The organism is Rhodanobacter sp. MP1X3, assembly GCF_014207165.1.
Classification (GTDB): Bacteria; Pseudomonadota; Gammaproteobacteria; order Xanthomonadales; family Rhodanobacteraceae; genus Rhodanobacter.
Window position 1 is genome coordinate 450818 of sequence record NZ_JACHCO010000003.1, and the last position, 18440, is coordinate 469257.

Genomic DNA, 18440 nt, shown 5'->3' on the forward strand with positions numbered 1-18440 from the left:
GATGCGTCGCTTCGCAACAACCGAGCGCTCTGCGTTCGTTCACAGGCAGCCCATGCCTTGCAAGGTATCGGCAATCGCGGTATCGAGCTTCGTGTGCGGCTCGGCACCGAGCAGGGCGACCAGCTTGCGATTGTCGAGTTGCAGTGGCTGACGCCACAGGTAGCGCATTTCACGTACTTCGCGGAATGTCGTGACGAAGGGCGATGCCAGCGTGACGAGCCACCAGGGGAACGATCGCAAGGGCAGTTTCGGATTGGCGGCAGCCTTTCGAACCGCATGCATCAAGGTATTGCCGTCAACCCAGTGGCCGCCAAAATGAAATCTCTCGAAGGCCGCCAGCTTGTTCTCGCGTTCCAGTAGCAACGCAACCGTGGTGCCGACATCCGGCAAATAAGTCCATGCGTGAGGCAAGTCGCGCTGTGCCGGATAACTTACGGAGCGTAGCTTCTGCCCCGGTTTCACCATGGCGTTAAACCAGTTGTTGCCGGCCCGTGGGCCGAAGAAATCACCGCAGCGAAGTATCAGCACGCGTACGCCGTCAACCGCTGCTGCTTCGAGGCGCTTTTCCATCTGCACCCGGATCGCACCTTTGCGCGTCTCCGGTTGCTGCGGCGAGCTTTCGGCCAACAGCGGTAGCGCGTCTGGTCCGAAATTGTAGACGGTGCCGGGCAACACGATACGCGCGTTGTTTTCCCTTGCGGCGGCGATGGTGTTGTCGAGCATCGGGAGCACCAGCGTATTCCAGTTTCGATAGCCGGGTGGATTGACGGCATGCACGATGACGCCAACGCCGCGCGCTGCTTTCGCTACATCATTTGCGTTCATGGCATCGCCCTCATGCCATTCGATACCAGCCGCCAAGTGGGCTCGCGTGGCGTCACGAACCAGTCCGCGAACCGTCCAGCCGCGATGCACAAGCGCTGAAGCGATTTCACTGCCGGATCCGCCCGTAGCGCCAAGTACCAGAGCTATGCGTGCTGTTTCCATGATCTTCTCCCGTTGAATGTGGGAATCAGGATGGGCGCTTCGAGGCCAAATGAAAATTGGCTAAATGTGAACTTCTGCTATACATATATGCATGGCTATAAAAGAACCGGGTTGGGAGCTGTATCGGTCTTTCCTCGCGGTGATCCGCGAAGGGAGCCTGTCGGCAGCGGCGCGCAGCCTGGGCATGACCCAGCCAAGTCTGGGGCGGCATATCCGGCAGCTGGAATCCGATCTTGATGCCGTCCTGTTTACGCGTTCTCCGCAAGGGCTCGCTCCCACCGATCTTGGCGATGAACTGGCGACACACGCCCAGGCGATGTACGCGAGCTCCGCGGCCCTGCGTCGTGCCGCCTCGGGCAGCAATGCCGAGGTGCGTGGTGTCGTGCGCGTGACCTGCAGTGAGGTGATTGGCGCCGAGGTGCTGCCGCCCATTCTGGCTGCCTTGCGCCAGCAGCATCCCGGCATCGTGATCGAGTTATCGCTATCCAATCGGAGCGAGGATCTGTTGCGCAAGGATGCGGATATCGCCGTGCGCATGATCCGTCCGGTGCAGGCAGCACTGGTGGCTCGCTATATCGGCGCTATCCCGCTTGGACTCTATGCGCATCGTCGTTATCTGAAATCCAACGGCACGCCGCTGGTGTTGGCTGATTTACATCGGCACGCGACCATCGGCTATGACCATGACATGCCGGCACTGCGTGCCATCCGCGACAAGCTGCCGTTTGGCCGCGAGGATTTTTCGCTGCGGACCGATAGTGATCTGGCGCAGCTGGCGGCCATCCGTGCCGGGTACGGCATCGGTGGCTGCCAGTGTGCTCTTGCCGAGCGCGATAAAAATCTGGTGCGTCTGTTGCCGCAGGCTTTCGCGCCCAACCTGGATACCTGGCTGGTGATGCACGAGGATCTCAAAGCCAGTCGCCGCACGCGTCTCGTATTCGACCATCTCGCGCTGGCACTCGCGGATTATGTCGGTGTCGTGGCCTAGCCGGCTGAGCTAGTTTGCTGGAGCGCCGACCTGCGACTGCAGCAGGTCAATGTGCTGGTGCGTTGTGTCGATATCGACGGCCAATAGCGAATAAGTCCATATGCCATCGTGCTTGCTTGCACGCAGATGTATTGCGGCAGAGCCTTTGGGGCCATGCAGTGGAATGATCAGACGGGCCTCGCCATTCTCATTGCTGGTGCTGATATTGCCGGTGGTGAAGTAACTGGTTGCTATGGGCTGGCCCAGAGCAGCGATCACGGCCGGTTCCCTGCTTGCCTGTGTTACCGCCTGTTGATAGGCGCCCGAGTTTTTCATCATGCCGAGCACCAGCACAAAGATGCTGACGAACAAACCGGCAAACAGCGCTGCTGCCATGACGCACAAGACGGGCATGAACCACTTCCAGTGGCGATCCCACCAGGTCCGGCGTCCGATAGTGCTCATTCTGCCCCCGTCGCTGTCATTGCTGCATGGAGCTTACACAACTCCGCACCGGCAAACCGACGCATGGGTTGGACGCGCTAAGGCCATTGTTGTCATGCTCGTCATCTCTGTTGCCTGCCAAAGGATCATCCCCATGCAATACCGCCGTGTCGGTACTACCGGTCTGCAACTTTCTGTGTTGTCGTTTGGCGCGTGGGTTACCTTCGGCAAGCAGGTGGGGCGTTCGCAGGCGCGCGAACTGCTGGCGTTGGCGCACGATCGTGGGGTGAATTTCTTCGATAACGCCGAGACGTATAACAACGGCGTGGCCGAGCAGCTGATGGGTGACGTGCTGGCAGACCTGCGTTTTGCGCGCGACAGCTATTGCGTATCGAGCAAGGTGTTTTTTGGCGCGGTGGACCATCCTTTGCCGACCCAGCGGGGGTTGTCGCGCAAGCATGTGATCGAAGCCTGTCATCAGGCGCTGCAGCGGCTTCGCGTCGATTACCTGGATCTGTACTTCTGTCATCGACCCGATCCCGATACGCCGATTGCGGAAACGGTGGCGGCGATGGATACCTTGATCCGGCAGGGTAAGGTGCTTTATTGGGGCACCAGCGAATGGTCGGCAGAGGCGATCCGCGAAGCACACCGGGTGGCCCGTGAAAATCATTTCTACGCGCCGGTGGTCGAGCAGCCCGAGTACAACTTGTTGCACCGCGAGCGGGTTGAGGTTGAATACGCACCGTTGTACGAGGCTTACGGCATGGGCACCACGATCTGGTCGCCGCTGTCGTCCGGCCTGCTGACGGGTAAATACAACAATGGTGTGCCGGCGGATTCACGCATCGCCCAGCCGGGTTACGAATGGTTGCGTGAGAGCGTGCTTGGCAAAGGCAAGGAGCGGATCGACAAGGTACGCGCGTTGCAGCCGATCGCCGATGAGCTGGGTGTCGAGCTCGCGCAGCTGGCGATCGCGTGGTGCCTGCTCAATCCGCATGTCTCCACGGTGATGCTGGGTGCCAGCAAGACCGAACAGCTGGAAAAGAATCTCGACGCGCTTGATGTGCTGCCGCGTATCGACAAGGCGCTGCAAAAACGGATCGGGCAGGCAGTCGTGTAACCCGCGGTTCTCAATGGTCTAGGGCGTGTCATCAATGACCAAGTGGCTCGCTTGGTCATTGATGACACGCCCTAGTTGTCGGCGCGATGAAACTTCGTGCCACGCGCGCAGTCCCATGGTTGTGGGTAGAGCGTACGTGTGGCATCGATCTCAACGGCTCGGATAACACAAGGGAACAACCATGAAGAACCTGATGCAGTTTCTGGCCAGAAACAGGGGCCTGTTCGTTTTCGTGATTGGCATGGTGATGTTCCGCAGCGCGGCAGCGGACTGGAATGTAGTTCCGACCGGCTCGATGCAGCCGACGATCCGTATTGGCGATCGCATCCTGGTAGACAAGGCGGCCTATGACATCCGCCTGCCGCTGACTCACGTTTCATTGGTGCATCTTGCTGATCCCATGCGAGGTGACATCGTGGTGCTGGACTCGCATGCGGCGGACGAGAAGCTGGTGAAGCGCGTAATCGGTGTGCCCGGCGACGTAGTGGCAATGCGCAATAACCAGCTCATCATCAATGGCAAACCGGCGATTTACGCTGCAGGGTCGGTGACCGGTATTCGCGATGACGCCAATGATCCGGCGCGTTATGCGCTCGAGAGTGTCGACAACGTCAGCCATGCGATCCGCCTTTCGATTTACCGGCCGTCGCCGATCACCAGTTTCGGACCAGTGAAGGTGCCAAAGGGGCACTACCTGTTGCTTGGCGATAACCGCGACAACAGCGAGGATTCGCGTTACCTGGGATTCTTTTCGCGTGCGGAGATCGTTGGACGCTCGCGCTACGTGGTCGCATCGCTTGATCCGGGTCGCTATGACTTGCCGCGCTGGAATCGCTTTGGGGCGTCGCTCGACGGTAATTCGCTGAAGTAAATCCAACGGCTCGTATTCGTCCATGCTGGTCGCCATTTCGGTTCCATGTCAGACAGCAGGATCGCGCAGCAAGTCATTTAGTCTGCGAATAGCCGTCGTTCAATAGCCAGCGTGAATCGCAGCGATAGACAGCAGTTGACACTTAAATGAGAATCATTATCATTAAAGGCGTCACTGACTTTCTACGGAGCGTGCCATGTCGATTTCCACCCTGTCTCAGTCTCATTCCATTGCGCCTACCATCACGGCGAATGCGCGATCGCTGCAACTGGTGAGTACGCGGGTAGCAGCGGCGCCGGATACATCGGCGATCCCTCGCATCTCCAGCCAGTTGCTTCTGGATGGTGGTCGCGAGCTGGTGATTCAGCATCAAGGTGGCGAATACCACCTGCGGCTGACCCGCAACGACAAGCTGATCCTCACCAAGTAATTCGTTTCGTAGACGCGCGAGGCCCGTGCTTGCGCGGCTGCATCTGCACCCCGAGGCCCTTGCCAGACCGCCCGCTGCTTGCGGGTTCCAGCCGGCCATCACCGCATGCCCATTACCGCTGGAGGTACCATGTACGGCTGGCTTGATACTTCGCTATGCGCGGCGCGCGCATGGTTTACTGATCCGAGTGAACGCTGCCTGCGCACCACGCCCACGGCACTCGTGCAGTGGTTGCCGTTGCTAGGCAGCGTGTTGTACGTGCCTTCGCGCATGCATGCTGATTCTTCCGCGCGATTGCCGAATGGCCTGCTCAGCGAAAGTCCGTTGCTGACGCCGCTGCTCCGCACGTCTTATCTGCGGGTACTCGGTATGGTCAGTGCGGACGGCCCGCGCGAATGGATCGAATGCCTTGATGTACGTGGCGAGATTCTCGCTGAGCTGCATTTATTGCCCGATACCGACTATCTGGCTTGGGACAACCTGCCCAGCGAAAGCGTTACGATCGATAGCGTGCCGCGATATGGCAGAGCACGGATGTTCCGCGGTGCGGCCACGCATCTGATCCGCTTCCGCTGCCAGTCGCTGGCTACCATCACCTGTCTGGGCGAAGCTTTGCCACCGCGCATCTCGTCGCTGGGACGGGTCATCGCGCAGGCGATTGCGGGCGCGCAGCCACTGTTACTGCATGGATCACCCATGTTGCCGTAAGGGCAATACGTGTGCGTCGGCTGAATCAAACAGCGACGCGCGATCCGCGTACAGCGTGACTGTCCGGCACGCTCGCCGCAGTGTCCGCGGACACTGATCACTGCGTCTCCGACGAGCGCAAAGCCTTACTTTGACTCATTCTTCGCGTTGGCATGTGGATTGCAATGCCCTGTGTGGGACCGCCCGGTGCGCGGTCAGGGATGCATCACATGATTCGCGACACTTCTGCGCAAGACCGTATCGTCGAGGTCAAACCCAACCGCAAGCGCCGGCTGATGCTGATCGGCGGCGGCGTGGTCGTACTGGTTCTGCTGGTATGGCTGGTGCCGGGTATTGGTCGCCTGTTTTCTGCCTCGTCATCGGTCAGCAGTTCACGGCTGTCGTTCGCCGTGGTCGAACGAGGTCAATTCATCAATGACATCGCCGCCGAGGGCAAGGTCGTCGCAGCAGTGAGTCCGACGCTATATGCCACCTACGGCGGCGCTGTCACGTTGCAGGTGCATGCCGGTGACACGGTGAAAAAAGATCAGGTGCTGGCCACCATTGATAGCCCCGAGCTGCGCAACAAGCTGGCGCAGGAGCAGTCCAAGGCTGATGCCATGCAGGTGGACTATCTGCAGTCGCAGGTTGACGCGCGCACCAAGCGCAGCGATCTGCAGAAAGCCTTCGACAACGCGCAGATTGACGAAAAGAGTGCTGAAACCAATCTGGCCCGCGAACAGAAAGCCTTTGCCGCTGGTGCCGCCACCGGCGTCGAAGTCGATCAGTCCAAGGACGCGCTGGAAAAGGCGCGCATCGTGCTGGTGCATGCCAAGTCCGATCTGGGAATGAACAACGACAGCCTGAAGTTCAACATCCAGTCCAAGAAGCTCACTCACGATAACCAGATGCTGGTGGTGCAGGACCTGCAGCGCCAGGTCGACAACCTCAACGTCAAGTCGCCGGTCGATGGTCAGGTGGGTCAGCTGTTTATTGCCGAGCGCGCCACAGTGGCGAAGGACGCGCAGTTGCTCAGCGTCATCGATCTGTCTGCGCTGCAGGTGGAGATGCAGGTGCCGGAAAGCTTCGCGCGCGATCTGGGTATCGGCATGGGTGGTGAGATCAGCGGCAACGGCAACGTGTGGAAAGGTCTGGTCAGTGCGATCTCACCCGAAGTGGTCAATGGCGAAGTTGCCGCGCGGCTGCGTTTCGATGGCCAGACGCCGAAACAGCTGCGCCAGAACCAGCGTCTGTCTGTGCGCGTGTTACTCGACAAGCGCGACAACGTACTCACGGTGCAGCGCGGCTCGTTCGTCGACGAATCCGGTGGCAGCTATGCCTATGTGGTGCGCGACGGTATCGCCACCAAAACGCCGATTCGCGTCGGCACCAGCAGCATCGACAAGGTCGAGATACTCGGCGGTCTGAAAGAAGGCGACCGTATCGTTATCTCCGGCACCGACAACTTCAAGAATGCGGCAAAGGTTGCCATCAGTAATTGATGAAGGCGTGGAGCAGGGGGCACGGAACATGCGGTGCGGTGAAATTCCCACCCATGGCACGACCAAGCTCCCACTCCACGAAAAACATAAGCAAGCTCCAATCAAAACGTTCCACGTTCTCCAGTTCACGCTCTACCTAACTACCACCACCGAGGAAACATCATGCTGAAGATGAGCCACCTGTCCAAGGTCTATCGCACCGAAGTGGTCGAGACCTACGCGCTGCGCGATTTCAATATCGACGTGAAAGAGGGCGAGTTTGTCGCTGTCACCGGGCCATCCGGTTCGGGCAAGACGACCTTTCTGACGATTGCCGGTCTGCTGGAAACCTTCAGCGGTGGCGAGTACCACCTCGACGGTATCGAGGTGAGCAACCTCAACGACAACGCACGTTCGAAGATCCGCAACGAAAAGATCGGCTTCATCTTCCAGGCGTTCAACCTGATTCCCGATCTCAACGTGTTCGACAACATCGAGGTGCCCTTGCGCTACCGCGGCATGAAGGCCGCCGAGCGCAAGCAGCGCATCATGGAATCGCTGGAACGCGTCGGTCTGGCTTCGCGTGCCAAGCATTACCCGGCCGAACTCTCCGGCGGTCAGCAGCAGCGCGTGGCGATTGCCCGTGCGTTGGCTGGTTCCCCGCGTCTGCTGCTCGCCGATGAGCCGACCGGCAACCTCGATACGCAGATGGCTCGCAGCGTGCTCGAGTTGCTCGAAGACATCCACCGTGGCGGCGCCACCATCGTGATGGTGACGCATGATCCTGAGCTGGCTGCGCGCGCGCAGCGCAACGTGCACGTGATCGATGGCCAGGTGGTGGATCTGTCGGAAGACCCGCGCTTTCACGGTGCGGTGGTCGCGGCACAGGGCGGCGCCCGTTCGGACTGATCTCATCTGCTGTCTCGCGATGGCCGTTTATCCGTCTATAACCTGAGAGATTCATCCATGCGTGTGAAGTTGCTGCCCGTGCTACTCCTGCTGGCCATCGCTCCCTTGTCGGGTCACGCGGAGGATTTGATGGAGGCCTACCAGCAGGCCATCGCCAATGACCCGGTGCTGAGTACCGCCGATGCCACACGCCTGGTGGTTGCCGAGGGCGTGCCGCAGGCGCGTTCTGCCTTGCTGCCGCAGCTATCCGCCAGCCTTGGGCTGGAGCAGATCCACGGCAGCGACGGCTCGACGGTCGACGCCAACGGCAACTCGGTGACTACCAGCAGCATCGGCCACACCCGCGAGCGAGACATCAGTACCCAGTTGAGTCAGCCGATCATCAACTTCGCCAGCATCGCCACGCTGCGCGCGGCACACGCCACCAGCGATTCGCAGGAGCAGACCTATCGTGCAGCGCTGCAAAATCTTTACGTGCGCGTCGCCTCGGCCTACTTCAACGTGCTGGTCGCGGAGGACTCGCTCGACATCAACAAGGCTTACGAGGATGCGTACAAGCAGGAGTATGAGCAGTCCAGCGAGCGCTTCAAGGATGGCCTTGCCACTGCGGCAGACATGACGCAGTCACAGGCGTACTACCAGTACATCAAGACGCAGCGGATCAGCTCGCAAGACAATCTGAAAGACGCTCTGCGTGGGCTTGAGCAGATCACCGGCAAGCCCACTGGCACCCTGAAAAAACTGCGTGAAGATCTGCCCATGCAACCGCCAGTGCCGAATGATGCCAAAGCCTGGGTGGACGCAGCGATGGAAACCAACCCGACGATTCTTGCCGGTCACTACGCGGTCACCGCTGATGAGCGGAAGATCACCGCTGCACGTGCCGGCCATCTGCCCACCATCAGCGCCACTCTGAACTATGGCAAGTTCGGCAGCTGGTCCAGTGCCGTGCCTGGCAGTTCCGCCAATGGGCCTGGCATCACCACGGTGGGCCTGGTGCTCAACGTGCCGATCTTCAGTGGCGGACTCACACAATCCCAGGTGCGTCAGGCGATCTACCAGCGCGATGAAGACGAAGGCAATCTCGAAACCTTGCGTCGCCAGGCCGCTCGTGACGCCAACAATTATTTCAACCTCGTCACCGACGGCATCGAGCAGGTCAGCAGCGCGCGTACATCGCAGGAGGCCGCCACGAAATACGTGGCTTCGATGCGCGCGGGCTATGCCATCGGCACGCAAACGTTAACCAACGTGGTGTTCGCCATCCAGACACTGGCCGAAGTACAGAGCCAGTACACCGTCGTGCGCCACCAGTTCATCCTCAACAAGCTGTTGCTCAAGCAGGCTGCCGGGACCGTCGACATGCACGATCTCGAAGATATCAACCGGTTGCTGCAGTGAATGCCGGCCGCCGCCAAAACGCCATGCAGTGGAAGCCTGAGCAGCTGAGCGGAGGGCAGAACTGTGTTTGCCTACTATTTTGAACTCGGCCTGCGCAGTCTGCGGCGCAATCCGGTGTTAACCGGGTTGATGATCGTAACGATCGCCTTTGGCGTGGCGGCGTCGATGACGATGTATTCGGTGTTTCGTGCGGTATCGAACAATCCGATTCCGCAGAAATCTTCGCAGCTGTATGCCGTGCAGATAGACAATTTCGGGCCTCAGAACAATCAGAACAGCGAACCGCCTGATGAGCTGGACTATATCGATGCGATGGCGTTGCTGAAGGCGCACAGGGCTCCGCGACAGACTGCCCTGTACCCGGTGAAGCTCTCGGTGATATCGGATGACGCAAGTCAGTTTCCGATCAGACCGACCACCTATGCGGTCTCCAGCAATGCTTTCCCGATGTTCGATATTCCGTTTCTGTATGGCGGCGGCTGGGGTGCGGAGGACGACGAAAATCGGGCGTCGGTCGTGGTGATCGGCCGGACGCTCAACGATCGGCTATTTCACGGCGCGAATAGCGTGGGTCGTGAAATCAATCTCAGCGGGCACAACTATCGCATCGCAGGCGTCATGGACAGCTGGGATCCCAAGCCGCTGTTCTTCGATCTGGCGAGTAACGGCGGGTTTGCCGATGCCATCCAGTTGTTTATTCCGATGAGTCGCGCGGTCGATTTGCAGCTCATTACCGCAGGCGGTACGGACTGCGGTGCCCAGAACTACGGAACTGGCTGGGATGCTTTTCTGCGTTCCAGCTGCAGTTGGGTTATTTACTGGGCCGAGTTGCCGAGCAAGGCGGATGCCGATGCTTATCGCCAGTACCTGCGTGACTATGCCGCCGCGCAGCAACGGGCAGGCCGGTATGGCTGGGCTCCCAACGTACGCCTGCGTGATGTATCGCAGTGGCTGGACTATGAACATGCCGTGCCGCCGGAGAGCAAGCTTTCGCTGTACTTGTCGTTGGGCTTTTTGGTGATTTGCCTGGTCAACACGGTCGGGCTGCTGCTGGCCAAGTTCATGCGCCGCGCCTCAGACATTGGCGTACGCCGGGCGCTGGGTGCATCGCGTCGAACGGTGTATGCGCAGTTTCTGATCGAGGGCGCGACGATTGGTCTAGCCGGCGGTGTGCTGGGCTTGTTGCTGACAGGTGTAGGCGTCTGGAGCGTCGGTTTGATCTTTGACGCGCAGATTGCACGGTTGGCCACGCTCGATTTTTCACTGGTCGCGCTGACGCTAGGGGTAGCCGTACTGGCGACAGTACTAGCCGCGTTTTACCCCACTTGGCGGGCAGCACAGATCGCCCCCGCCTGGCAGCTGAAGTCCAACTGAGGTGATGGTCATGCTGCAGATCAAGCCTGTTCTCGCTGCGCTCAAACGGCATAAGGCAGGTGCCGTGCTGATCGGTTTGCAGATCGCGCTGACGCTGGCGATTGTCTGCAACGCGCTTTTCCTTATTCAGCAAAAAGTGACGCATCTTTCGCGGACTACCGGGATTGTCGAAAGCGATCTGTTGACGGTCGGTAGTGAATGGACCAATGCCAGTGGGGCGGAGGTCGGATCTCTGGTTCGCACGGATTTGCAGACTTTGCGCCAACTGCCCGGTGTGGCGGATGTGGGAGTGAGTTACGGCTATCCGCTTCGCGGTGGTGGTTGGAACGACGGCGTAAGTACCAAACCTGATGCCAAGCAATCTGCAGCCTTGGCCTGGCGGTTCTTTGTGGATGACCATGTGCTGTCGGTATTGGGAGCGAAACTGATTGCCGGACGCAACTTTCGTCCGGACGAAATTCGCGTGGTGGACTCGCACAACCTTGTTACGCCGGCGCAGTTGATCATCACCAAGGCTTTGGCCGACAAGGTTTATCCGAATCAGTCGGCTTTGGGCAAACCGCTGTACATTGCAGCTGCGACTTCTCCCAGCACGATCATTGGCATCATTGATCATCTACAAGGAGGTTCGGCGAGCAGTTGGTCCGATGCCATTTCAGACTATGTGGTGCTCGAGCCAAAGCTGCTCACCGACAAGTCAAATGCCTATCTGGTTCGGGCGCAGCCCGGCCAACTGAGCGCGATAACCAAGGTCGTGCGAACCGCACTTTTCAAGACCAATCGCATGCGGATCATTCCCGATGGCGAAGGTGAGGGTGCCGGTGTGCGCAGCTTCGCCCAGGTGCGTGAGCAGGCCTACAAAAGCGATCGCGGCATGGCGATCATCATGAGCGTGATCTGCGCGGTACTTCTGATCATCACCGCTGCCGGCATTGTGGGGCTCACCAGTTTTTGGGTTAGCCAGCGACGCAAGCAGATCGGCGTGCGTAGGGCATTGGGTGCTACGCGCGGGGACATCCTCAGCTATTTCCTTGCGGAAAACTTTCTTATCAGTCTCGGTGGCGTGCTGGCTGGCATTGTTCTCGCGCTCGGTATGAGCCTGTGGCTGGTCATGCATTTCGAGACGCAGCGGCTTTCCCTGCCATACGTGCTGGTTGGTGTGCTGCTGCTTTTGCTGCTCGGCCAGGCTGCCACGCTGGCACCGGCACTGCGCGCCTCGTGCATATCGCCTGTCGAAGCGACACGTTCGACATGATGGAGGCCTATTAAATGTTTGCCTACTATTTTGAACTCGGCCTACGCAGCCTGCGGCGCAATCCGGCGCTAACCGCGCTGATGGTGATGGCGATCGGTTTTGGTGTAGCGGCATCGATGATTACCTACTCGGTATTTCGCGCCGTGTCGGGCAATCCGATTCCGGAGAAATCCGCGCAGCTGTTCACGCCGCAGATTGACAGCTGGGGCCCGCAGCAGAATCTCAAGGGCGAACCTGCTGACGCGCTGAATTACATCGATGCCATGGCGCTGATGCGTGCGCATCGGGCCCGGCGACAGACCCTGCTGTATGGAGTGGGTATGTCCGTACTACCGAGTGGCAACGACAGCTTGCCTGTCGCCGCGAACGGCTATGCGGTATACGGCGACTTCTTTCCGATGTTCGAAGTGCCTTTTCTTTACGGTGGCGGCTGGAACATGGCGGACGACGATCGGCGCGCGGCCGTGGTAGTGCTGAGCGAGGAGTTCAATCAGAAATTGTTCGACGGCGCCAATAGCGTCGGCCGCGAAATCACTCTGGATGGGCACGACTATCGCATCGCTGGTGTCACCCGACATTGGGATCCCCAGCCGCGCTTTTTCTCGTTGTTCAACACCAGCGGTTTCAAGGACGCCACGGATTTCTATCTATCGTTCACTCGCGCACTGGATGTGCAGGCTAATCCGGGTAGCAATAGCTGCCGTGGGCATATGGACTTTTCTGGCTGGGACGGCTGGCTGCGCAGCAGTTGCGTCTGGGCCACGCCATGGGTGGAGCTGGATAGTGCGGTGGAAGTTGCGCGCTACGGCAAGTTCCTCGAAGACTATGCAACGGATCAGCAGCGTGCAGGGCGTTTCGCCTGGGCACCCAACGTGCGCTTGCGCAACGTGATGCAATGGCTTGACTACCAGCATGTCGTACCGCCGGAAAGTCGCATCTCGCTGCTGGTGTCGCTGGGCTTCTTCGTGATCTGCCTGGTCAACACCATTGGTCTGCTGCTGGCCAAGTTCCTGCGTCGTGCGGGCGAAATCGGGATACGCCGTGCCTTGGGCGCCTCGCGCCGGGAAATCTATACGCAGTATCTGATCGAGGCGGCTACTGTGGGACTGGCCGGTGGCGTGCTGGGCCTGCTGCTTACCACCGTGGGCATTTCCGGGGTGGGTCTGCTGTTTCAGCCGCAGATCGCGCGCCTTGCGCACCTGGACTTTTCGTTGGTGGCGCTGACCCTGGCTGTTGCGATTCTCGCCACCGTGGTGGCGGCGTTCTACCCCGCCTGGCGTGCGGCGCGAGTGCAGCCAGCCTGGCAGCTGAAATCCAATTGAGGCGGAGACCGGCATGCAGATCAAACCCATTCTCGCCGCATTGCGCCGTCACAAGGCCGGCACCGTGCTGATCGCCTTGCAGATCGCGCTGACTCTGGCGATCGTCTGCAATGCGCTATTCATTATCCAGCAGCGGTTGGCGCATATGTCCGAGCCTACCGGTATCGACGAAGCGAACCTGCTGGTGATCTCCAACCAATGGGCGGGTCATAGGTCGCCGCAAGAGGTCGATGCGCAGATCCAGGCTGACTTGGCCGCCTTGCGACAGTTGCCCAGTGTGCGCGATGCCTCGCCAAGCGATGGCTATCCGCTGACCGGCGGTGGCTGGGACAACTACGTGATGCTGACGCCAGAGCAGATCGAGAAGACCACCGACGCGTCGGTGTATATGGGCGACGAGCATATGCTCGATACCCTGGGCGTGAAGCTGATTGCCGGGCGCAATTTCAACGCTTCCGAAGTCATGCAGATGACGTCGCGCCAAGTGGTGATTCCGCCTGTGGTAATTGTGACCAAGGCCCTGGCCGACCACTTGTTTCCGGATGGCTCGGCGCTGGGCAAGCCGATCTACTCGATGAGCAGCACGCCGAGCACCATCATTGGCATCATCGAACGTTTGCAGAGACAGGACGTCAAGACCTGGAGCAAGCCCTACGCCTACGAGTCCTTGTTGTGGCCGATGCGCGAGGACACAGATGGCCTCTACTACATCGTACGCGCCAAACCGGGCCAGCTCGCCGCTGCTATGCGCGCGGTTCCGCAGGCCCTATACGCGCAAAACCGCATGCGCATCATCGATCCCAAGGATGGTGGCAACTATGCCCAGATCCGCGAACGCATCTATGACAGCGACCGCGGCATGGCGATCCTGATGGGCATCATCAGCGCGGTATTGCTGGCGATCACTGCTGCCGGCATCGTCGGGCTGACCAGTTTCTGGGTCGGCCAACGGCGCAAGCAGATCGGTGTGCGCCGGGCTTTGGGTGCCCGTCGCGGAGACATCCTCAACTATTTCCTTACCGAAAATTTTCTGATCAGCGTGGGTGGCGTGATGGTCGGCACGGTGCTGGCGGTTGGGATCAACCTTTGGATGATGGCTCGGTTTGAGATGGCACGGCTGTCGCTGGCTTACGTGATCGACGGTGTGATCATCCTGCTGTTACTCGGCCAACTTGCCACGCTGGCTCCGGCCTTGCGGGCTTCGCGCGTGTCACCTGTCGAAGCGACACGTTCGACATGACGGAGGCCTGAAATGTTTGCCTACTATTTTGAACTCGGCCTGCGCAGTCTGCGGCGCAACCCGGTGTTGACGGCGCTGATGGTCATGGCGATCGGCTTCGGCGTGGCGGCGTCGATGACGACATATGCCGTGTTTCGTGCCGTGTCAGGCAATCCGCTACCTGATAAGTCAGGTCAGTTGTTCGTGCCGCAGATAGATAACTGGGGGCCGCAGAGTCGCAAGACGGGTGGCAATCTTCCGGAGTCGCTTAGCTACACCGATGCCATGGCCTTGATGCACGCGCACAAGGCCGTCAGGCAGACCGCGATCTATCCGGTCGGTTTCACCCTGGTACCGGTCGATCCATCGAGTCAGCCATTTGCCGTCAATGGATACGCGGCATACGCCGAATTTTTTGCGATGTTCGACGTGCCTTTTCAGTATGGCAGCGGCTGGCAAGGCGCCGATGACGATAATCGAGCCAACGTCGTCGTTATCAGTAGTGAGCTGAATCAGAAAATCTTTGCTGGCGCCAACAGCGTAGGTCGCGGAATTCAATTGGACGGTCGTGATTACCGTATTGCCGGCGTCGTGGCAGATTGGGATCCGCGGCCGCGTTTCTACGACGTCAACAACGGCAGCGGCTTCGGTGATGCTCCCGATGTGTTCATGCCATTGACGCGTGCGATCGATCTTCAGACCGAAACCCTGGGTAACAACAATTGCTACGGCACCACAGGCCAGGCACCGGGTTGGGACGGCTGGCTCCATTCGGAATGTGCCTGGATTTCACTTTGGGTGGAGCTACCCGATGCCAATGCCGTGGCGCGCTACCAGTCCTATCTGGAAGCCTATGCCGCCGATCAGCAGCATGCCGGTCGCTTTCACTGGGTGCCAAATATTCGGCTGAGCAATCTCATGCAATGGCTCGATCGTGAACACGTGGTGCCCAAGGAAACGACGGTCTCGTTGGTGCTGGCGCTCGGCTTTCTACTGGTGTGTCTGGTCAACACCATTGGTCTGCTACTGGCCAAATTCATGCGCCGTGCATCGGAGATTGGTGTGCGTCGCGCGCTGGGCGCATCGCGTCGTCAGATTTACACGCAGTTTCTCACCGAGGCGGCGGTTGTCGGTGTTGCTGGCGGTCTGCTCGGTCTGTTGCTGACGGCATTTGGCGTACTGGGTATCAGCCTGGTTTTCGAACCTGAAATAGCGCGACTGGCGCGCCTCAATGTCAGCCTGGTCGGATTTACGTTGCTGGTTTCGGTCGCAGCTACGGTTGTTGCCGCGTTCTACCCCACCTGGCGTGCGGCGCGTGTACAGCCGGCATGGCAATTGAAGTCAAACTGAGATGGCCGGCATGCAGATAAAACCTATTCTCGCTGCGCTCAGACACCATAAGTCCGGTACGGCGCTGATCGCTTTGCAGATCGCGCTGACGCTGGCCATTGTGTGCAACGCGTTATTCATCATTCGTCAGCGTATGGCGCATCTCTCCCGTCCCACCGGTGTCGATGAGGCGAGTCTGCTGGTCATCCAGAATCAGTGGGCTGGTAAACCTTCGACGGATGAAATGTCGTCGTTGATGGCCGCCGACCTGGCCACGTTGCGGCAGTTACCAGGTGTGGCCGATGCCTACGCCACCAATGCGTGGCCACTGGGTAACGGAGGCATCTCGTTCGGCATGGGCTACACGCCTGAAAAGCAGGCATCGGTGACGAGTACGGCCATCTACTTCGCGGATCAGCACACGTTGCCGACGCTCGGTCTGAAGTTGATCGCAGGGCGAAATTTCCAAGCGGATGAAATCAGGCAGGCGAAAGATGTCTCCAGCATGGCGTTGTCGGAAATCATCGTTACCCGGGACCTGGCCGAAAAAATGTTTCCGCGTGGCGATGCATTGGGCAAGGCGGTTTACCTCAGTGCCAAGCCGAGCACCATCGTCGGCATCGTCGAACGCATGCAGGTGCCATGGGTCTACAGTTTTGCCGACAACTGGGCCGAGCGCTCGACGCTGGTGCCTGATCAGCTGTCGACGTTGCGGGGCGACAACTATGTGGTGCGTGTCAAGCCGGGTCAGATGGATGCGGTGTTTGATGGCGTATCAAAGGCTTTATTCGCAGCCAATCGACTGCGCATTATTTCCCCCCGGGATGGTGTGCAGCGTTTAAGTGATGTACGCACCAAGGCCTACAAGAGTGATCGCGGCATGGCGATCATGATGGGTTTGATTTGCGTGGTGCTTTTGGCGATCACCGCTGCCGGCATCGTCGGGCTTACCAGCTTCTGGGTGGGCCAGCGGCGCAAGCAGATTGGCGTGCGCCGTGCGCTGGGTGCGACTCGACGCAATATTCTCGACTACTTCCTGACCGAAAATCTTTTGATCAGCACCGGCGGTGTGATAGTCGGCTCGGTACTCGCAGTGGGCTTGAATCTGGGGCTGATCGCGTATTTCGAATTGAATCGAATGCCGCTTGCGTATGTCGGCGTCGGTGTCCTTGTGGTGCTTCTGCTCGGCCAACTCGCCACGTTGGCACCGGCCCTGCGTGCCTCGCGCGTGTCGCCAGTGGAGGCAACCCGCTCGGTATGAACACCCTCAAATTTTATCCCATCGAATTTACCTGTCTGATGGCGCCCCAATCCGGAGATACGCATGTTCAGTTATTACCTTGAGCTGGCGCTGCGCAGTCTGAAGCGCAGCCCCGGACTTACCCTTCTGATGGTGCTGGCCATCGGCTTTGGTGTGTCGGCGTCGATGACAACGTACTCGGTGTTTCGCGCAGTGTCGGGTGATCCGATTCCATGGAAATCGTCGCAGCTGTTTGTACCGCAGATCGACATGTGGGGACCGGCCGGACGAGGGGCGGATGGCGAGCCGCCGAACGCGCTGGACTATATCGACGCCGTGGCGTTGATGCGTGATCACCGCGCCAAACTGCAGTCGGCGAGCTACCGCGTGGCGCCAACGATGGAGGTGCCGGGGTCGGGTCGTCATCCGATCAGCATTTCCGGGCATGCGGTTTACAGCGAGTTTTTTCCAATGCTGGACGTGCCGTTTGCTTATGGCAGCGGTTGGTCGGTCGATGCCGATACCAACCAGGCGGCTGTTGTAGTGATCAGCGGCAAGCTCAATCAGAAAATGTTCGATGGCCAGAACAGTGTCGGCAAGACACTGGATATCGGCGGCAAGGATTACCAGATTGTCGGCGTACTCGGTAAGTGGGACCCGCAACCTCGGTTCTATGACGTGGTCGACACTGGCGGATTCGATACCGATACCGATGACGTTTTTCTGCCTTTCACGCGCGCCATTGCCGTGAACATGAACAACGCCGGCAACACTTCTTGCAATAGCAATCCTGCGGAAGCCGGATTCGCAGGAATGCAGCGTTCAAGCTGTGTCTGGATCGAGTTCATGGCGGAGCTGGACGATGCCACCGCCATACAAAAATACCGTGAGTATCTTGACGGCTATGCGCTGGCGCAGAAAAGCGCCGGTCGTTTCACCTGGGCGCCGAACAATCGCCTGCGCGATGTGCCGGCCTTCCTCGATAACCAGCACGTAGTGCCGAGTGACACCAAGGTGTCGCTGTTGGTGGCACTGGGCCTGTTGATCGTCTGTCTGGTGAATACGGTTGGATTGCTGCTGGCCAAGTTTCTTCGTCGCAGCAGCGAGATCGGCGTACGCCGTGCGCTGGGTGCACCGCAGGCGGCGATCTATGCACAGTTTCTTACCGAGGCCGGCATCGTGGGTCTGGCAGGCGGTGTAGTCGGCTTGGTGTTTACGGCGCTGGGCGTGCTCGGCGTCGGCATGGTGCTGCCCAAGGACATTGCCGCGCTGGCGCACGTCAACTTCTCGCTGTTGCTGCTGACCCTTGTCGTCGCGGTGATCTCCGCACTGCTGGCTGGCCTGTACCCCACCTTCCGTGCGTCACGCGTGCAACCCGCGTGGCAGCTGAAATCGAATTGA

The 18440-nt window shown here is 59.4% G+C and carries 17 protein-coding genes; 15 read left to right on the forward strand and 2 right to left on the reverse strand.

The annotated features are described in order from the left end of the window. Positions 1-39: 39 nt before the first annotated feature. A complete protein-coding gene (locus HDE79_RS11140) occupies positions 40-987 on the reverse strand; it encodes an NAD-dependent epimerase/dehydratase family protein (RefSeq protein WP_184602027.1) in 948 nt (315 codons plus the stop codon). 91 nt (positions 988-1078) lie between these two features. Between HDE79_RS11140 and HDE79_RS11145 the strand changes: the two genes are divergently transcribed. Further along, positions 1079-1975: a LysR family transcriptional regulator gene (locus HDE79_RS11145; RefSeq protein ID WP_184602028.1), complete on the forward strand. Its 897-nt coding sequence runs from the start codon at positions 1079-1081 to the stop codon at positions 1973-1975. Between the two features lie 9 nt (positions 1976-1984). On the opposite strand, the gene HDE79_RS11150 is transcribed toward HDE79_RS11145, so the two are convergent. Next, positions 1985-2368 (reverse strand): cytochrome c oxidase assembly factor Coa1 family protein, encoded by a 384-nt coding sequence (locus HDE79_RS11150; protein ID WP_184602029.1) that lies wholly within the window; start codon positions 2366-2368, stop codon positions 1985-1987. 184 nt (positions 2369-2552) lie between these two features. Here HDE79_RS11150 and HDE79_RS11155 point away from each other — a divergent pair, with 184 nt between their 5' ends. The 14 genes from HDE79_RS11155 (at position 2553) to HDE79_RS11220 (ending at position 18440) form a co-directional block, all read left to right on the forward strand. Further along, positions 2553-3521 carry an aldo/keto reductase gene (locus HDE79_RS11155; protein ID WP_184602030.1) on the forward strand — a complete coding sequence of 323 codons (969 nt, stop codon included), beginning with the start codon at positions 2553-2555 and terminating at the stop codon, positions 3519-3521. A gap of 181 nt (positions 3522-3702) precedes the next feature. Next, a complete protein-coding gene (gene lepB / locus HDE79_RS11160; RefSeq protein WP_184602031.1) occupies positions 3703-4392 on the forward strand; it encodes a signal peptidase I in 690 nt (229 codons plus the stop codon). 196 nt (positions 4393-4588) lie between these two features. Beyond that, positions 4589-4822: a hemin uptake protein HemP gene (locus HDE79_RS11165; protein ID WP_184602032.1), complete on the forward strand. Its 234-nt coding sequence runs from the start codon at positions 4589-4591 to the stop codon at positions 4820-4822. Positions 4823-4951: 129 nt separating this feature from the next. Further along, complete coding sequence (locus HDE79_RS11170) at positions 4952-5530, forward strand: hypothetical protein (protein WP_184602033.1); 579 nt, start codon at positions 4952-4954, stop codon at positions 5528-5530. Positions 5531-5739: 209 nt separating this feature from the next. Further along, positions 5740-7011, forward strand: coding sequence for an efflux RND transporter periplasmic adaptor subunit (locus HDE79_RS11175; protein WP_184602034.1), 1272 nt, complete (start codon positions 5740-5742; stop codon positions 7009-7011). A 162-nt stretch (positions 7012-7173) separates the two neighbouring features. Next, positions 7174-7899 carry an ABC transporter ATP-binding protein gene (locus HDE79_RS11180; protein ID WP_184602035.1) on the forward strand — a complete coding sequence of 242 codons (726 nt, stop codon included), beginning with the start codon at positions 7174-7176 and terminating at the stop codon, positions 7897-7899. Between the two features lie 57 nt (positions 7900-7956). Next, positions 7957-9300, forward strand: coding sequence for a TolC family outer membrane protein (locus HDE79_RS11185; RefSeq protein ID WP_184602036.1), 1344 nt, complete (start codon positions 7957-7959; stop codon positions 9298-9300). A gap of 63 nt (positions 9301-9363) precedes the next feature. Continuing rightward, complete coding sequence (locus tag HDE79_RS11190; RefSeq protein WP_184602037.1) at positions 9364-10674, forward strand: ABC transporter permease; 1311 nt, start codon at positions 9364-9366, stop codon at positions 10672-10674. 10 nt (positions 10675-10684) lie between these two features. After that, positions 10685-11929, forward strand: coding sequence for an FtsX-like permease family protein (locus tag HDE79_RS11195; RefSeq protein WP_184602038.1), 1245 nt, complete (start codon positions 10685-10687; stop codon positions 11927-11929). A gap of 14 nt (positions 11930-11943) precedes the next feature. Beyond that, positions 11944-13251, forward strand: a complete 1308-nt coding sequence (locus HDE79_RS11200; protein ID WP_184602039.1) for an ABC transporter permease — start codon at positions 11944-11946, stop codon at positions 13249-13251. A 13-nt stretch (positions 13252-13264) separates the two neighbouring features. Further along, positions 13265-14491 (forward strand): FtsX-like permease family protein, encoded by a 1227-nt coding sequence (locus HDE79_RS11205; protein ID WP_184602040.1) that lies wholly within the window; start codon positions 13265-13267, stop codon positions 14489-14491. 12 nt (positions 14492-14503) lie between these two features. Further along, complete coding sequence (locus HDE79_RS11210) at positions 14504-15820, forward strand: ABC transporter permease (RefSeq protein ID WP_184602041.1); 1317 nt, start codon at positions 14504-14506, stop codon at positions 15818-15820. 10 nt (positions 15821-15830) lie between these two features. Further along, on the forward strand, positions 15831-17060 hold the full coding sequence (locus HDE79_RS11215; protein ID WP_184602042.1) for an FtsX-like permease family protein: 1230 nt from the start codon (positions 15831-15833) through the stop codon (positions 17058-17060). Between the two features lie 63 nt (positions 17061-17123). Further along, complete coding sequence (locus HDE79_RS11220) at positions 17124-18440, forward strand: ABC transporter permease (RefSeq protein ID WP_184602043.1); 1317 nt, start codon at positions 17124-17126, stop codon at positions 18438-18440.

Excerpts from the sequence above, each read along its gene's own strand:
- HDE79_RS11140 (WP_184602027.1), bottom strand. The coding sequence starts at position 987 with ATGGAAACAGCACGCATAGCTCTGGTACTTGGCGCTACGGGCGGATCC.
- HDE79_RS11145 (WP_184602028.1), top strand. The coding sequence starts at position 1,079 with ATGGCTATAAAAGAACCGGGTTGGGAGCTGTATCGGTCTTTCCTCGCG.
- HDE79_RS11150 (WP_184602029.1), bottom strand. The coding sequence starts at position 2,368 with ATGCCCGTCTTGTGCGTCATGGCAGCAGCGCTGTTTGCCGGTTTGTTC.
- HDE79_RS11155 (WP_184602030.1), top strand. The coding sequence starts at position 2,553 with ATGCAATACCGCCGTGTCGGTACTACCGGTCTGCAACTTTCTGTGTTG.
- lepB (WP_184602031.1), top strand. The coding sequence starts at position 3,703 with ATGAAGAACCTGATGCAGTTTCTGGCCAGAAACAGGGGCCTGTTCGTT.
- HDE79_RS11165 (WP_184602032.1), top strand. The coding sequence starts at position 4,589 with ATGTCGATTTCCACCCTGTCTCAGTCTCATTCCATTGCGCCTACCATC.
- HDE79_RS11170 (WP_184602033.1), top strand. The coding sequence starts at position 4,952 with ATGTACGGCTGGCTTGATACTTCGCTATGCGCGGCGCGCGCATGGTTT.
- HDE79_RS11175 (WP_184602034.1), top strand. The coding sequence starts at position 5,740 with ATGATTCGCGACACTTCTGCGCAAGACCGTATCGTCGAGGTCAAACCC.
- HDE79_RS11180 (WP_184602035.1), top strand. The coding sequence starts at position 7,174 with ATGCTGAAGATGAGCCACCTGTCCAAGGTCTATCGCACCGAAGTGGTC.
- HDE79_RS11185 (WP_184602036.1), top strand. The coding sequence starts at position 7,957 with ATGCGTGTGAAGTTGCTGCCCGTGCTACTCCTGCTGGCCATCGCTCCC.
- HDE79_RS11195 (WP_184602038.1), top strand. The coding sequence starts at position 10,685 with ATGCTGCAGATCAAGCCTGTTCTCGCTGCGCTCAAACGGCATAAGGCA.
- HDE79_RS11200 (WP_184602039.1), top strand. The coding sequence starts at position 11,944 with ATGTTTGCCTACTATTTTGAACTCGGCCTACGCAGCCTGCGGCGCAAT.
- HDE79_RS11205 (WP_184602040.1), top strand. The coding sequence starts at position 13,265 with ATGCAGATCAAACCCATTCTCGCCGCATTGCGCCGTCACAAGGCCGGC.
- HDE79_RS11210 (WP_184602041.1), top strand. The coding sequence starts at position 14,504 with ATGTTTGCCTACTATTTTGAACTCGGCCTGCGCAGTCTGCGGCGCAAC.
- HDE79_RS11215 (WP_184602042.1), top strand. The coding sequence starts at position 15,831 with ATGCAGATAAAACCTATTCTCGCTGCGCTCAGACACCATAAGTCCGGT.
- HDE79_RS11220 (WP_184602043.1), top strand. The coding sequence starts at position 17,124 with ATGTTCAGTTATTACCTTGAGCTGGCGCTGCGCAGTCTGAAGCGCAGC.